Raw genomic sequence first — 15,584 nt, 5'->3', positions numbered from 1 at the left:
GTATGTTAGTCTGGATAAATTCGCGAATATTCGCTGAGAGAACAACACTTATGGTCTTGTCACAACCACTCGCAACCGGGGTGGCCGGTTCCAGACCGTCGGCTTCTCGGCGTTGACCGTGAATAGCTGCCTACGCGGAACAACCCCAATTGGAAACAGAGTTCGTGATCTTGGCCGTTTCGGCGCTATCATGCGCGCGCCAATTATTCAGTGGTGCAATTTCTTGGCCGCGTTTCGGTCATGGTCGCGCCGAGCAACGGAAGGGGCACGGCATGGGGCGCGTCAACTGGGCAAAGATCATTCCGACCTGCGTGTTCTTCTTCGTACTGTGGCTGCTTCAGGGGGCAGCTCTCCACGCTCTACGAGACCGTCGAAGCGACCTGCGGAGACTCCGGATGCGGTGAGAAGATCGCCGTCGCCTACAAGCTGCTATCGCTGTCTACCCTGGTGTCGGCGGGAGGCATCGCATGGGCGTCGTGGCGGTTCAACACGGCCTTCCACAAGGACGGCAAGGCGTAATGAAGTTTCTACTCGAACACACGCTTCGCGACTATGTCGCGCTTGGCAACGATACCACGCGCAAGCTGCTGGGGGCGGAGACGCCGCTCGTCGCTGCCATAGAGGAGTACTACCGCTTTTTTCAGAGTGAACTCTGGACGGCGGACGACATGAAGATGTCACCCCACCAGGCCTTCCTATCGATGCATTCATTCATGACTTGGACTGCGGCCGTGAGGATCGCGCTGTCGGGCCATGCGGCAGCCACGTTTCCCTTGTTCCGAACGGCGTTGGAGGCAGCGTGCTACGCATACCTGATGAAAGATAACGATGACTTGGAGAAGACTTGGTCAGATCGCCATGCCAGCGCGGAAGCGCTGAAGAAAAGTCGCAGGGCCTTCACGTCTGCTGTAAAGGAAGCTGCCGTCCGGATCGATGCCGGGGCCCCCTCGCCTAGATACGAGAAGTGGATCATGGACGCTTACGATGGGGCCATCGACCATGGCGCCCACCCTAACCCGAAATCGATCTACCGTCATATCAACCCACCGAAGGACGCGGGTGACCGCGTGATTGTCCACCTGACGGGTATCTACGATGCCGAGGAGACCGAGACGCTGCGGACGCTGGTCGCTTGTCTCGACTTCGGACTTGTGATCGCGTGCGTGCTCGCGCACGGCCTAAAGGAGGTGCCCGATGACCTCAACGCAAACCTGGAAAGACTGAACCAGCTGAAGGAGAAGCTCTCCGGCGAGTTGCTTCAAATACCCCCGCCAGAAGACTAGGGCGGCTCACTATCGAAACGGTGACGAAACACGATTAGACCTTAACACACCGGTTTGCGCATTCGTGTCAGAATGGAAGGGCTCAATGTCGGCCGATAGCAACTGCAGCTGGGCGGTACTCAGCGCCCGCATCTCGAACAGGATGCCGCGGCTCCTGTCACGGCCGGGGCGCTTCCATTGAGGCCGTGAAGCCTATGCATCCGCGGTGCGCTGAGAGTGCCGGGGGACAAGCCAGCCTCGGCCGCCATCTTACTGCCGAGGCTGGCTTGTCGGCTCCCGAGGCTGTGGCGGAGACCGCTGCGGCAGCGGCACCGGCCGCCCATACCGAGCCACAACAGGGCAGGTCAACGAGATTGGGCGCTGAGTCCTCCAACTCGGCATCTGCCGGAGACAGGAACCTCAACGGTCGCACCTGTCCATCTCCTCGCCCCGGCCCACGCTGTGTAAACTGCTCGCCGAGCGGTCGCACATTGCATTAAGCCTCGGAAATCGCTGACAAATCACGATTCTCGCAATGTGTCATAAACATGCGCACATTGCGAAATCACCTCATAACCCATTGAAAAACAAAGACCCGACCGCGGCGCAATGTGCCCCCTTTTATCCTGCCATCCTAATCGGTTGTGCGTAACCGTCCGGTCCCTGCACATATTTGAAGTAGTGCAATCTCGCGTCATGTCGGGTTCCTTCGGTTTGTGGAGGATATTCGGATGGCGCCTCGCCGCTCCTGGGCCAAGGCCAACAGTCCCTACTGGTCGTCGCAGGTCGCGAGCTGGCTCAGCAGCGATCTCAGTGCGCAGGAATTCTGCCGCCAGCGTGATCATTCGACCAGGATATTCGAGCTGTGGACGCGCCATCTGGTGAGCGCCGAAGACCTGCGCAAGCGTGCGGAAAAGCTGCAGAATTTGCGTCGCAAGAAGGCCAGACGGCAGGGAAAGAGCCCGCAGCCGAAGCGTCCTCAGAGGCGGCCGCGCTATCGTTACGGCAAGCGCACGGACAGCGGCCCGATTGCTCTGCGGGCGTTCTGGAGCATGCATGTCGAGGCGCTGAACTGGAACGGCATGGCCATGCCGAGTACGCCGCGGCGCTCGGACTTTCGCGACATGCGTTGCGGATCTGGCGCGATCGCCTGGAAGAATCCGGGGACGAAAATGGACTGGCGATCGCTTCTTCATCCGAGTGCCCGGGCCCAATTAAGCAGCGCTGCTAATTGCGCGCGGCGCCAATACCGCTTGACACCGGAAGCGGTGGACGGTCGATCGCACCGGCGCAGCTTCACCGAAGAGCAGAAGCGGGCGATCGTTGCGGAGACCGAGAGGCCCGGCGTTGTCGTGGCGCAGGTCTGCCGCCGCCATGGCATTGCCACCAGCATGGCCTTCCGCTGGCGGGAGGGGTTCGGCCTGACCGCCCGCAAGGCGCCGGAACTGGCGCTGGTTGAGATCGCCGATGGAGCAGAAAGCGAGCCGCCGGCGCTCGTCGCGTTGTGCGATCTCGTGCGACCGCCGGACGGCATGGGCGATCGAACTGGATGATGGCCGGCGGGTGTTCGCACCGGCTGGCACCACCTCGGCTGCGGTCAAGCGGCATCTGGCCGGCAAGGAGAAGGCATCATGATCGTCGTTCCGGCGGGCGTGAAAGTGCATCTGGCGTTGGGTCACACCGACATGCGCAAAGGTCTTGATGGACTGGCCACGCTGATCCAAGAGCATCTGAAGAAGGATCCGTTCTCGGGCCATCTGTTCGTCTTTCGCGGCAAGAACGCCTCGCTCCTGAAGATCCTTTTTTGGGACGGAACGGGACTGTGTCTGTTCACCAAGCGCATGGACCACGGACAGTTCATGTGGCCGCGCCTGGCGGAGCCTGGTGGCTCGGTGGCGCTGTCGCCGGCACAACTCGCGATGCTCATCGAGGGCATCGACTGGCGCGCGCCGGAACGCTTCTGGCGACCGATGCTGGCCGGCTGAAAGCGGCACTTCTATTGTCGCGAAGAAGCCCGGAATCCTTGGGTCCCGGTGCTGTTTGTGATAGAATCGATCATGTTGGTCGATCTCGAAAACCTGCCATCCGATCCAGCTCTTCTTCAACGTCTCGTGCGCGACATGGCGGCTGCGGTCGAGAGCCGCGACGGCGAGATCGAGTGGCTTCAGTCGATCATCAAAAAGCTCCAGCGGGCGCAGTTCGGCCGCAGCTCCGAGCGCCTCGATCCCGATCAGCTTGCACTCGCGTTGGAAGAACTCGACGCTGACATCGCACGCATCCAGGAGAGCCATCAGTTCGTCGGCAAGCCGTCGACTGAGCGGCCGTCGCGTCGCAAGCCGCTGCCCGATCATCTGCCGCGCGAGGACGTTCTGGTCGATGTCGACAACATGATCTGCGCGTGCTGCGGTGGTGCGCTGCATGCCATCGGCGAGAGCGTCAGCGAGATGCTGGATTGGGTTCCAGCGCAGCTCCGCGTGATCAGGACGACGCGGCCAAAATATGCATGCCGGGTCTGCGAGACGGTGATGCAGGCGCCCGCGCCGGAGCGGCCGATCGCCGGCGGTCTGGCGACGCCGGCGTTGCTTGCTCAGGTGCTGGTCAGCAAATATTGCGATCACACGCCGCTCTATCGGCAGTCGCAGATCTTCGCCCGCAATGGCGTCGAGCTTCCGCGTTCGACACTCGCGGGCTGGGTCGGCGGCGCCTGCTGGTGGCTGGAAGCCCTGCACGAGCGGCTCGCCAAAAGCGTCTTCGCCTCGAACCATCTTTTTGCCGATGACACACCGGTCCCGGTGCTCGATCCTGGCCGCGGCCGCACCAAGACAGGAAGGCTGTGGGTATACGCCCGCGAGCAGAGGCCATGGGGCGGACCAGAGCCACCGGCCGCGGTCTATCTGTTTGCGCCGGATCGCAAAGCCGAGCGTCCCGTCTCGCATCTCGAGCACTTCAAGGGCGTTCTGCATGTCGATGGCTATGCCGGGTTCGAGCGCCTTACCGGTAAGGGAGATATCGTTCTGGCTGCCTGCTGGAGCCATACACGGCGCAAGTTCTACGACGTTGCGCAGGCCACCAGCGCGCCGATCGCGGTGGAGGCCTTGCGACGGATCGGCGAACTCTATGCCGTCGAAGCCGACGTTCGGGGTCAATCGCCGGGCCATCGGCTTGCATCCAGGCACAGCCGCTCCAAACCAATCGTCGACGCCATGCGGGTCTGGCTCGAAACGCAGCTGCCGCTGTTGCCAGCTCGCAGCACGCTTGCCGAAGCCGCCCGCTATGCGCTCTCGCGCTGGGACGGCCTGACCCGCTTCCTGCACGACGGCCGCATCGAACTCGACACCAACCCGGTCGAGCGCGCGATCAGACCTGTCGCGCTTGGCCGCAAGAACCATCTCTTCGCGGGAAGCGACGGCGGCGGCCATCGATGGGCGGTGCTGTGCTCGTTGATCGAAACCTGCAAGCTCAACGACGTCGAGCCGTATGCCTGGCTGCGCGATGTTCTCATTCGCATGGTCGACGGTCACCCGGTAAACTGGCTCGATGAACTCCTGCCCTGGGCTTGGAAAGTCGGAAACTCTGTCAAGAGTTGAGCGACGTGCAACGACCGGACGCTTACGGTTGTGTTTGGCGATGCTTTGCAACTACCGTCGTTCCTCCTTCAGGATGCGATAACATACGACTCTATTCTCTGCGCTACGATACCGCTTTCGGGCGTCGAGTTCCGATGCGCCGTGCAATCTTCCGCGCTCTGCGACGGGCTGTTTTGGCTGGCACGAGTGCAGCGCTCGAACCATCGTGGCGTACTTTTCCATCGGACTGACGGAGCATCGTCACAGGCAATCGAGCGCGGTCCTGCCGTCTGTCGATCGGCGCGACCGCAGGCAGGATAACGTGCGTTCCGTCGTTCCTGGTCTGCATCGGTCCTGATCCGCCGGGGCGGATCTCCTTGTTCAGATGGCGTCCGTCATCGTGCCGCCGCCATGCGTTTCATTTGACGTCGAACCGCTCATCGATGCGCTCCCAGCAGCTTGCGGTCCTTGACACGGGCGCGCCGCTCGGCGGCGCCCTCACCCGCAGCCGCATCGCCGACGTAGAATGTGCCGCCGCTCCAGATAATGGTATGGACCGGACGCGCTCTGTCGACGCGACGGCAACGCTGTAGAAGTGCAATCGTGAAGGAGCACGCCATGACTGACATCACTCGGCATGACGAAAGTGCCGCTACGATCGGTATGTATGGATCTCGGCAAATACAGCTTCTCCCTCATCGGAGTGGATGCGCATGGGAAAGTGATCATGCGAGAGAACTGACGCGTGAACGACTGGATCGGTATATGACCAACCCTCGCGCCGTGCCTGGTGGGCGTCGAAGCCTGTGCCGGCGCACACCACATTGGCCGTCGACTGGGAGCCTTCGGACATGACGTTCGGCTGATCCCGGGACAGTACGCCAAACCCTTCCGGAAAAGGCAGAAGAATGACTCCCGCGACGCCGAGGCCATTGCCGAGGCTGTGCAGCGGCCCACCATGCGCTTCGTACCAAAGGCCTCGTTGAATTCGGGGGGGTGCGCAGCGACCCCCTTGCCAAGGAGGTGCGGAAAAGGCGTATTACGCGCGCACACATCTTGCGAAACGCGCGAACGGAGTTCGTTTGGTTCATCTGAACCGCGTTCGGATGCTTCAATTCAGCTTCGTATTGCGAGGCCAGAGGCCGTCGACAAGCTTTTGGTCGAGGAATTTCTCCCCCATATCCTTTTCGCGTTTCTCTATCGCTCGCTTAAGTTCAGAGCGCTGTCGCTCGAACATGATCTGAGAATGATCGCTCAGCTTACATCCATCAAGCATCCGCCAGACGCGGCGGTCAGCACTGCTCTTGAGGAGTTCAAAATCCGCTGACGCGGCTATGCCATTGTCGGCCGAACTGAACTGCTCCAGCCAATAAATAATTGAGCGGCGGCGCTCCCTCCATCCTTCGGCATAGCGCCAGATATTTCCGAGCCAAGACGCCTGTACGTCCAGGCGCTCTAGGTCTTCGACGCGCGGCGACGAAAGGCCCAGATAGCCCCGAACAATCATAGCCCGCCCCCGTCTCCAGATGGAGGGTGATTGGGCTTCAGAAATAGTCCAACCGATCAATCGCTGCTGGAGGTCTGGAGCCTCTGCGTGCAGGCTGCAATCGAGTAACTCGCGGTCGTTTTCACAGAAGTCGAACGCTTCAATCTGAAGTGTCCACCCCTCGGGGCTCGTGCACGCGAAAGGCATGGTGAGAAGCCAGTCAGAGCCGAGGCTCGTTCGATAAACAGTATGATGTCTCGTAGACAGGAGGTTACGCCATATCGAGGCAAAACGAATTGGATCGCATTTGAGTCCAACGGAGACCATGGGGTATAGGAGACCAGGCTCATGGACAGCGAGTTGATTGAGATTGTCAGCAGACTGAACCGAGAGGAAATCCGCAATACCCTCAAAGGCGGTCGGCTCTGCGGTCCAGAGTGTTTCAACGCCAGCGCTCGGAATGGTCCAGTCGGGACGCCGCCTGCCGCTTGCAAGGGTCGATTGATCCGAACGCTGAACAGCCTCAATTGCTTGGTCAATGATTTCTTGGCGAGCATCGGCATCGAAGCCCAATCGAAATCGCTCGGCCGGCGTGAGAGCCGATTTCTCGAGACCGTGCTGAAGCGTGACACTTCGAGTTTCCAGTTGAGTGTCGTCGGTTGCTAAATTGGAAATGGAAGTCGCCGGCAATGGTCGCTTCTCTGCGTCCAAGACTGACCGCAGTTTGGCAATCAAAATGGCACTGATCACCGCTGGCCCATCCTTTGTATTCTCGGCGGCGCGCACAAGATGGCGAGGATGAAGACGCCGAACCACCTCATTGAGGGAAAGCGACGCCTTTGCGAGAACCAAACTTCCCCAGAAGGCTTCATCATCGTCTCGGGCATTCCCCACAGTCCAGTCCAAGGCGATCAACTCGGCTGCTGCCGCAGGCGCATCGGATTTAGCCAAAATCTCCAATTCGGGCGCTCGGCAATGCGGAGATGGTTGTCTCAGGCGCTCCAGCAATTCAGTGCGCAGGGCACTGGTCAAATCCACACCCGTGGCAGCCACCAAAAAGAGCGCACTTCGCAACCGATTTCGTTCGAGGCCGCCATGAATAGCTTTCGCCAATCCATCGAGCCCGGTGGGACTCGGAATGCTGAACGTCAGCGCCAAATCACGATAGATAACTTGCGACGGTTCCAGGTTCAGGAGCAGGCTAATCTGCTCGTCGCCGTCCTTTGCCAACAAAAATTGGGCCGCCATTCGCAGGTTCGCGCTATCCAGATCGTCCCCAGGTATCGACACAAGCGGCACAAGGTCGGCTGCATCGAGTACTGACATTTCCCTGATGATAACAAACAGGGCTCTTTCAGCCGACACTTGGCCGGCCGCGACGTGACCCGAAAGTCGGCGCGTAATGCCTGCTCTATCATCGCACGCTGCTCGGGCCAAAACGGGCATCCAATGCTCCAATGCAAGGGATTCGGAAGTGTGGCCCCTTGATTGATAGATTGCCTTAAGGTCGAGATTTCTTGCAAAATCCGTGGCCTCGCGAACAAGGCTTTCCGGTAGTCTCATCTCAGGATGGAGTAGCCAGTCCCGCGCATATGACAAGCGAACATGAGGTTTTTCGGTTTCGTCGGTGACCTTCTGAATGGCTTCCTCGACGGTTGCAGGTCTTTCCCATACTGAAATCGTTTTGATTAACTCTTGTCGTTCTTCTCTAAGCCCAGATTTGTCAAAGGCGTCTGCAACGACGGTCATGGCCTGAGGCGTCCCAATTGCCCATCCAAGTGAACCTGCGGCATACGCCATCAGAATGTCATTGCCCAAGGTGAAAGATTGCGCTTGTGACAACGCTTGATCGACTAGGGCGATCTCGGAGGGTTCGGCACCGCGCAGCAGCGCTGCGATATATTTATCGTCATGGTCTCCGTACCGAACAGACCCGGCTATGGACCAAGCCCTTATCAAAGGCATCAGGTCATCACGTCTATGAAAAGCAAGAACGCTGACGGCGTAGCCAAAGGCGTGCGATCCATCAGGCTCTTCGCCATCTGCTATGGTAAGAGTTTCATCGGCCTCTTTGAACGGTTCATCCAAAACCAAGCGATCGCCGAGGCGTTTGCGCAATCGCTCAAGTCGCTTTTCACGCAAAGCAGACCGGTCGTCTGTTTGCCCCAAGAATGGCCACTCCATTAGACCGACCAAGCCAGCCCAATGACGAGCACGCTCAATCAGTGCTACCCTCAATTCGCTCGTACCAGTGAGGGGTCTAATAATATAAGCAAGGCGTTCGGACGCCTCTGCGTCACCTGCGAACCAGACGTATTCAGCGACATCCACAAGAGCTGTGTTTATGCGCCGCGAAATCGCAAGCATGTCGTCTTCGTGTTCCTCGGAAAGGTTTGGCCTATCGAGCCAAAGGGCGAATATCGCCGCTTGGGCTGCTCTCCTACCGACCGCCAATGCGGCGGCCCAACTGGCAACTCGAAGCACTTCACAATCGAATGAGGCCCCGCCCCACGGCTCTATCCAGCTTCGAACTTCACTGACAATCTGTCCAATCGTCCAATCCGCAGGAAGTTCTAGCGCTCGGCGCCAGAGATCCCAGCCAAGTGCAAATGCCGCGAATGACAATGTCAGACGGGTATCTTCCCCGGACCGTTCGGCAAGCCCGCCGTCAACCAGTTCCGTAAGGGTTTGCAAGACGCGCTCTGGATTGTCCGCAAATGGGTTTGCGTTCCGGACCGCGTGATGTAGGTCAGCCGTCGCTATTCGCGAAGGATTCGGCGATGCCTTATCGATTGCCTTTGCAACTTGCCGAAGTGCTTCCTTGAAATCGGGTTCCGCAAGGATGTCACGGTTTCGTGCCAGGCGGTCTTTCCAGTCCTCCCAATAAAGGCGAGCTGGCGTGAACTCGCCCAGTTTTTCAAGCTCTTCACGATATCGGAGTGCTAGATCGAAAAGTCTTGGACGGCGTAGCAATTCCGTCATTTCATCGGATAAAGAGGACCGGCGAATTTTGTGGTTCTTAAGACCTCGGTCGAGTTCCGGGTCTGTGAAGAGGCCTATACGGACAACTTGCGGTTTTTGGCTTAGTCCAACAAACTCATTGAAATCGTGCTCGAACGCATAGGGACGACATGTAGCAAGAACACGAACGCGCTGGCGATAGGGTTCGTCTTGCAGTCGAGTCAATAACTCCGTCCAATCGCTCTTTCGTCGTTCGTTGAGACCGTCCAGGAAAAGTGTCACGATAGGGTCTTGGATATCGTCATACCTGAGCAACATCTCGGCTTTCTTGACCCATTCCGCAGGGGAGCGACCCAACATCATGCTGAGCGCGCAACTCATGAGTGTTATGGGGTCTTTCGAAACGGAAACCGCTTTGGTAACCGGAAGCAAGAGGGTCTCAGAGGCATTCTCCAAAAGCCAATGAAGGGCGGAGAGAGTCTTACCAACTCCTTCGTCGCCGACAAAAAAGCAGGGATTTCCCTTTGTCGCCGCGGCCTTAATGCTTGCGCTGTTAGCATCGACGACATCACGGCGAACGAACTCGGCCCACGGGTCACCTAACCGTCCAGGGGCGGGTCTAGCCCTCAGGCGAAGGACCAGTTTCTGAGGTTCCGACATCGTCTCGCGCCACCAGGCTTCGACTGCCGCACGCAACGTCGCAAGCGTGAAATCGGGTCCCGAGAGTTTTTGGCGAAGCTCAAGAGCCCTCCCAGAAAAATTTGCCTCCTGTCTAAGGCGGTCGATCGCCGCCTGGGCTTCTGCCTGAAGCCGCAGGGCAGCCGCCTTTGGCGCCATAGCAATCAGTTGGACAAGGTCTGATCCGCCCAAGGGCGGAGCGTCGAGCGTGAGAAGGCCGATTGCTTTTTCTTCCGCCTCGCGGCGGAGTGCTCGTTCAAGTTGCTCTGGAACAGGGCGGCTGGCGGCGAGCACCCAGAGATCGGGTTTCGGCTCACGATGGGTCGCTTCAACGAAGCCACCGAGGACATTGCGCTGATTTAAAGAGGTAGTGTCTCGATAAAGCTTAGCCTCGAAAACCGTTTCAAATGGACCTCGTGCACTTCCGTCACCACCGTACTGGCTTCCGCTTCGCGAACAAAAGAAGCGTCTCCCACAGATTTCTGACAGCGCTTCGCCTACAAGATTCTCGAATTCACCGTCTCCTATGCTTTGCAGATGCCGAAGCAGAATTTCTTCATCTGGCGGCCTTTTCGTTGCCCCGCGCTTCTTTCGGCTAACCATTTTCTTCATCTTTCACGCCAATATTTCGGAATAGATATCTGCATTGATTCTTACAATGCAAGGCATCCTATCCATCCGAGAAGGTGCTCCCCATCGGGGCTTTTCATCCCGGATCAGACTCCAGCAACACTTTTCCACAGATGGTGTGTAGAATTTGTGCTTTCGTAGCGCTTCCGTACGATTGCGTCTCAAAATGCGGCCGGCTAACGCCCTGTTATTCATGGCTAAAATGGCGCACCCGACAGGGCTTGAACCGGTGTCCTCTGCCCTTCGGAGGCATCGACCAACCTCTTCCTCAAAATAGAAAATTTCGACTACGCCGCGTGCCGTCTTTCAGGATGGTCAATATCATGTCGCGTTGCGTTGCAATCAGCTTCCGTTGATTTCCAACGATTTCCTGCCACTATTGGCAAGTCCATGCGATATGCGGCGCAACATGAAAGGTCAGGGAATGCGCTACGTCATACTTATCGACAGCCACCCGGATCCAGCAACCAAATACTTCCTCGACCTGTTGGAGGCCAAACGCCATGCGGAACGAACCGCGGCGAAGCACACTCATGCTGAGATCTGCATTGAAGGCTATCCCGCAAGTGGAGGCCCCATGGCAACTTGGCGGTACGACCGTGATGTCGCGTCGTGGGTTTCAACAAGTTAGCACGCCGCTTGAGGGATGGCGGGCCCGCCCCGCCGCCGTGAGACAACGGGTGAGCGTTAATCAAGCTTGCGAACCACTCGACTCACACAGCCTCCGGTGCTTTGATCCCCGTTCCTTGGGGGGAGCTCTCATGTTTCGGGTTATCGCCGCGTTAGCGGTCGCCGGCATTCTCATGCCGGCCGATCCGGCGTCCATCGTTCGGCGCCCGGAGGCACCGCTACCGTGGTCAACCATCCCGGTTGAGGGATGCTGCAAGACCTGTTCGGCCGGCAAGGCTTGCGGCGATAGCTGCATCTCGAGGGAGAAACGGTGCCATAAGGCCCCAGGGTGCGCCTGTGATGGATAGGCAATGAGGGCCGTTGCAGGTCACCCAATTGCAGTGTGCTTTCTGACGTTCATCGTCTCGAGGATTGGCCTATCGCCGTTCGTCGGTGTCGACGTCTGCAAGGACGGATGGCATTCGATGTCGATCGGCCGCCGCGGCGCCTGCTCCTGGCATGGCGGCGTTGGTGGCCTCGACCATGGCAATTGGGTCCTGCCTGCGACAATCGCGCTTGGCGTTGCTGCCGGCTTCGCTTGGAGCGCCCTTAGAGCGAAATGGAGCGAGACGGCGACTCCTGTCGAAGAGTGGGGGCCCGTCTATGTACCCCAACCGGAGGAGCCGCCATCTCGTCCAAAAATCTCAAGTGAGGTTTCGGGGCAAGAAGGAATGCAGTCCGTGCTCAAGCAGAGCGGCTGGCTGGCATGCCCAGTTTGCGCTGCCGAAATGAAGCTGCGAATGGCCCATCGAGGCAGGTATGGCGGCCGGGACTTCTGGGGCTGCAGCCGCTATCCGTCCTGCAATGAGATTATGAATATCAAACCTGCCGTTGCGAAGACAGGGCCGCTGCCAACTGCAGGATTCGGCTCGGCGACCGCCGCCCTTGAGCCAGAAGAATTGGCACGATTGCGAGAACAAACGCGACAAGCGACCAAGGAGTCAGCCGCCTACATAGCGGCCGAGCTGGCGAAGGCGAAGTTGCGTAGCGAGCGCCGCGGGAACTCGAGCCATCTCGGCAAGAGTCGATCGTATCGAAAGCGCAACAGATGACGGTATCGGCCGATCGTCGTGACAAGGTGTCGTGCATTCGTGTTGGCATTGCCACGGGCCCACTGTGGATTGCGGGGACGCCGGCCATATCCAGTAGCGAGCCGGGCAACGGAAGCGCAGGCTACAGTGCAGGCAGCGATTCGGCGGAATGGAGCAACAATGACTGAGGGTGATTTTGCGGTCGGCGACGAGGTAGCGCACCGGACTGGCGGAACGAAGATGATTTTCACCGGTAAGAGCATGACCGGAGAGGCGATTTGCGAGTGGTTTGACGGAGCGCGACGGCATCAAGAATCATTCGCATTTGTCGCGTTGGAAAAATACGAAGAGCCCACGTCGTCGAGTTTATCCGGCCGCGCTATGCGCGGGTGACCTTGGTAGTGTTCCGATGGAAATAGACAAAATCGACAAAGGCGACCTGGAGCCTGACGGCAAGAAGAAGGCAGCGCGAGCGGCGATCAATGCACTTGCCGGTTCCATCCCCTTCGTCGGTGGATTGATTTCGGCTGGCGTTGGCTACTGGTCGGAAAAGGAGCAGGAGGATGTCACCAATATCCTGAGGCAATGGCTCCAGATGCTGGAGGACGAGCTCCGAGAAAAGGGAAAGACGATCGCAGAGATCGTCGCCCGGCTCGATATGAAAGACGAGACAATCAGAGAGCGGGTGGAGTCTCCCGAATACCAGGCCCTCATGAAGAAGGCGTTCCGCAATTGGTCGTCGATTGACACCGAATACAAGCGACAGCGGATCCGGAATATCCTCGCAAACGCTGCAGCCGCCAAAACTACGTCCGACGATGTCGTCCGTCTGTTTATCGACTGGATCAATCTGTATTCCGATTTTCACTTCGAAGTTATCGGGGAAATTTATCGCAATTCGGGCATCACTCGAGGCGGAATTTGGGACAATCTGTCGAAACCCGACGTCAGAGAAGATTCAGCGGAAGCGGATTTGTTCAAGATGCTTGTTCGTGACCTGAGCACCGGCGGGGTGATCCGGCAGGTGAGACAGACCGACTACGCGGGAAATTTTCTGAGAAAGCCGCCCGTCAAAAAATCACGGCCCGGACATGCCCCCCGCACCGCAAAGTCGGCTTTTGATGAGGTTGAGCCTTACGAACTGACAGATCTTGGCCAGCAATTCGTGCACTACGCCATGACGGAAATCGTTGCAAAGATCGAATTCCAGGAGTCTGCTGATCCCGCAGAACCGACGAAAGTTGGGGACAGCTGAACTGGGCCGTTGATCTTACGTCGCACGGTGCGCGTACTGTATGGTGTTCCAACGGGAGGGGTGAATACATGGCGAAGGAAGCAAACGAGACTACCAGCAAAAAGGTCGCTTCCGCGGCATCAAAGTTGCTCCGTTCCAAGAGCTCGTCGAAGGCGGTCAAATCAGTTGCAGCATCGGCACTTACTCAGCGGGTGAAGAAGAAAAAGTAGAGATCGTAATAGTCCGCAGGAAGCGAGGTCGCCCGAGCCAAACGGGCGGCCTTTTTCAATTTGGTGGCAGCTTGTGGATTCCAACCGTACCGGGCCGCCTCGATCGCAACGGGTGCAGAATAGCGCCCTCTCGACCGAGCTGACAGCGCGCCCTTGCCATACCGCCGGATCAGCCCGGCAGGTTTCACCTCGGCTTGATGCGAACATTTGGTGCACAGGCTCGAAGCGTGTGCCATTCTCGGAGGTCGCCGAGCGCGACGTCCAGGCCGGCATGCACACTGCCATTGATCATTGTCTGCGGCGGGATTTTCACCTTGCCTGGTGTAATGATCTTTCCATGACATGGCGGCTGTTGTAGTGGATCAGCAGCATGCCGGGCCGGCGCCGAATGGCAGCGTGCCAAGCAGCCATGCTGACGGCGTTGGGCCGACAACAGACTCTCCGCTGCTAGGTTACCCAGCACGCAACCGGACACGTGAGACTTCGGCGCGAAGGTCCGGGACCAGGCCCTAACCCAACCGGACATCGGCGGGGCCGAGGTAAGCTCCGCTGCAGGCTTTGCCGGCTCGATCGCTAACCACCTGCGATAAGCCGCGAACGCCGGCTTCGAACCATCCACGCGGCTGGCCGTTGGGCGTACAGGCGGTGTAAGGAGGCTTCTTGCCTTTGAAGTTGGGCTCAGCGCTTGGGCGACGGTTCGCAGGCTATTCTGCTTCCGTCACGGTTCAAGCCGTAGCTATCTTCAGCGTGGCATTCGAAGGGGCACGAGACGTAAGCCGGGCCCCTGCCGCTAACGCCCTCACAATCCGCAGGCGATCCACTCGACATGGTTGCCCTGGTGGAACGGCATCTTGCTCCGTTTGATGACCACATCGCTCTCGCCAACAACACCGAAGACGTGCCTTGTAGTCCCTTCGCCAATCGTTCGTCCCACTTGATTTTAGGCTCTCGAATTCACGGTCGGGTCAAATTCCCACAAGAATCATGGTCTTCCCCCGGCTTGCTACACATTTTGAAGCAAGCCCACCGGACCTGTCACTTGTTCGGTTAGCGCCGAGCCATAAGGTTTACCAGGGATAATAGGGAACATCGGGAAAGCCGACGCCGGTTTATCAGCAAATTAGCAGGCTCCTTCGGGGGCCTGTTTTCGTTTATGGATAATCCGGCTCGCGTGGAGTTTCTTTTCCCTCACACTATACAGCAATTGACAAGCCCGAGCATTTGTCCCCTCCTGACTAGCCTCCAAGAATATGCTTTGCGGGAACATCGTATGGCGAAAGGTCCAACTTCCACCTCATCCAAGGTCTTCAAGTTGGTTAGCCTAACAATCGGTGCCGTTGGCGCGTTGACGCTATTCCTAGGAAATATCGAAAAGATAGTGGACTTTTCCAATTCTGTTTTTGGTATTGGACCGCTTGATTTGGCAATTTCCGATCCTGTTGCGCGGGAAGTTCTTGGCGACAACAGCGCTAGTTTCTTCACCGTTACGTTTACCGTTCAAAAAAAATGGGGCATTCTCGCGTCAAAATGTGAACTGGTCTTTGTCCTGCCCCCCGTAGTCTATTCGGCCGGAATACCCATTGATCTGGCAAGATACATCCAGCACAGTCGTAACGAGCTTACGTACCGCGTATTCACTGACCATCAAGGCAACGCTACAGACCTTGACGAAATTGACATCGACCCTGACGAATTTGCGAGAATCGACGGAGGGCTAAAACTAAAGAACGCAGCATACTTGAAATGTGGCAGTGAGGTTTCAAATACCGTTGATATACATGTCCCTTAGAGCCATCCCCACCTCTACCATTGCGCGTCTTCAGGCGTGGTACAAATG

General features: G+C 58.0%; 10 protein-coding genes and 1 pseudogene. 9 read left to right on the top strand and 2 right to left on the bottom strand.

Going from position 1 to position 15,584, the window contains the following annotated elements; translation table 11 throughout:
- Positions 1-467: 467 nt before the first annotated feature.
- The 5 genes and pseudogenes from NKI96_RS21485 to NKI96_RS32540 form a co-directional block, all read left to right on the top strand.
- Positions 468-1,283: a hypothetical protein gene (locus NKI96_RS21485; protein WP_352798141.1), complete on the top strand. Its 816-nt coding sequence runs from the start codon at positions 468-470 to the stop codon at positions 1,281-1,283.
- A 710-nt stretch (positions 1,284-1,993) separates the two neighbouring features.
- Entirely contained in the window at positions 1,994-2,815 is an 822-nt protein-coding gene (tnpA, locus tag NKI96_RS21480) for an IS66 family insertion sequence element accessory protein TnpA (RefSeq protein WP_352806028.1), read from the top strand.
- Between the two features lie 78 nt (positions 2,816-2,893).
- Positions 2,894-3,247: an IS66 family insertion sequence element accessory protein TnpB gene (gene tnpB, locus NKI96_RS21475; RefSeq protein WP_023767057.1), complete on the top strand. Its 354-nt coding sequence runs from the start codon at positions 2,894-2,896 to the stop codon at positions 3,245-3,247.
- Positions 3,248-3,319: 72 nt separating this feature from the next.
- A complete protein-coding gene (tnpC, locus tag NKI96_RS21470; protein ID WP_352806025.1) occupies positions 3,320-4,849 on the top strand; it encodes an IS66 family transposase in 1,530 nt (509 codons plus the stop codon).
- Between the two features lie 754 nt (positions 4,850-5,603).
- Positions 5,604-5,825 (top strand): annotated as a pseudogene (locus NKI96_RS32540) (IS110 family transposase); the annotation flags it as partial.
- 114 nt (positions 5,826-5,939) lie between these two features.
- Here NKI96_RS32540 and NKI96_RS21465 read toward each other — a convergent pair.
- Positions 5,940-10,565: an NACHT domain-containing protein gene (locus NKI96_RS21465; RefSeq protein ID WP_352806022.1), complete on the bottom strand. Its 4,626-nt coding sequence runs from the start codon at positions 10,563-10,565 to the stop codon at positions 5,940-5,942.
- A 998-nt stretch (positions 10,566-11,563) separates the two neighbouring features.
- Between NKI96_RS21465 and NKI96_RS21460 the strand changes: the two genes are divergently transcribed.
- From NKI96_RS21460 to NKI96_RS21450, 3 genes are all read left to right on the top strand, one after another.
- Positions 11,564-12,304, top strand: coding sequence for a DUF3761 domain-containing protein (locus NKI96_RS21460; protein WP_352806020.1), 741 nt, complete (start codon positions 11,564-11,566; stop codon positions 12,302-12,304).
- A 159-nt stretch (positions 12,305-12,463) separates the two neighbouring features.
- Positions 12,464-12,676, top strand: coding sequence for a YodC family protein (locus tag NKI96_RS21455; RefSeq protein ID WP_352806018.1), 213 nt, complete (start codon positions 12,464-12,466; stop codon positions 12,674-12,676).
- 16 nt (positions 12,677-12,692) lie between these two features.
- Complete coding sequence (locus tag NKI96_RS21450) at positions 12,693-13,538, top strand: hypothetical protein (protein WP_352806016.1); 846 nt, start codon at positions 12,693-12,695, stop codon at positions 13,536-13,538.
- A gap of 184 nt (positions 13,539-13,722) precedes the next feature.
- Here the strand turns inward: NKI96_RS21450 and NKI96_RS21445 are convergent, their stop codons facing one another.
- Positions 13,723-13,983 carry a hypothetical protein gene (locus NKI96_RS21445; RefSeq protein ID WP_352806014.1) on the bottom strand — a complete coding sequence of 87 codons (261 nt, stop codon included), beginning with the start codon at positions 13,981-13,983 and terminating at the stop codon, positions 13,723-13,725.
- A gap of 1,034 nt (positions 13,984-15,017) precedes the next feature.
- Between NKI96_RS21445 and NKI96_RS21440 the strand changes: the two genes are divergently transcribed.
- Positions 15,018-15,536 carry a hypothetical protein gene (locus NKI96_RS21440; RefSeq protein WP_352806012.1) on the top strand — a complete coding sequence of 173 codons (519 nt, stop codon included), beginning with the start codon at positions 15,018-15,020 and terminating at the stop codon, positions 15,534-15,536.
- Positions 15,537-15,584 lie beyond the last annotated feature (48 nt).

Origin of the sequence: Mesorhizobium sp. M0292 (assembly GCF_040321695.1) — a bacterium.
GTDB lineage: Bacteria > Pseudomonadota > Alphaproteobacteria > Rhizobiales > Rhizobiaceae > Mesorhizobium.
This window is presented reverse-complemented; position numbering and strand designations above follow the sequence as displayed.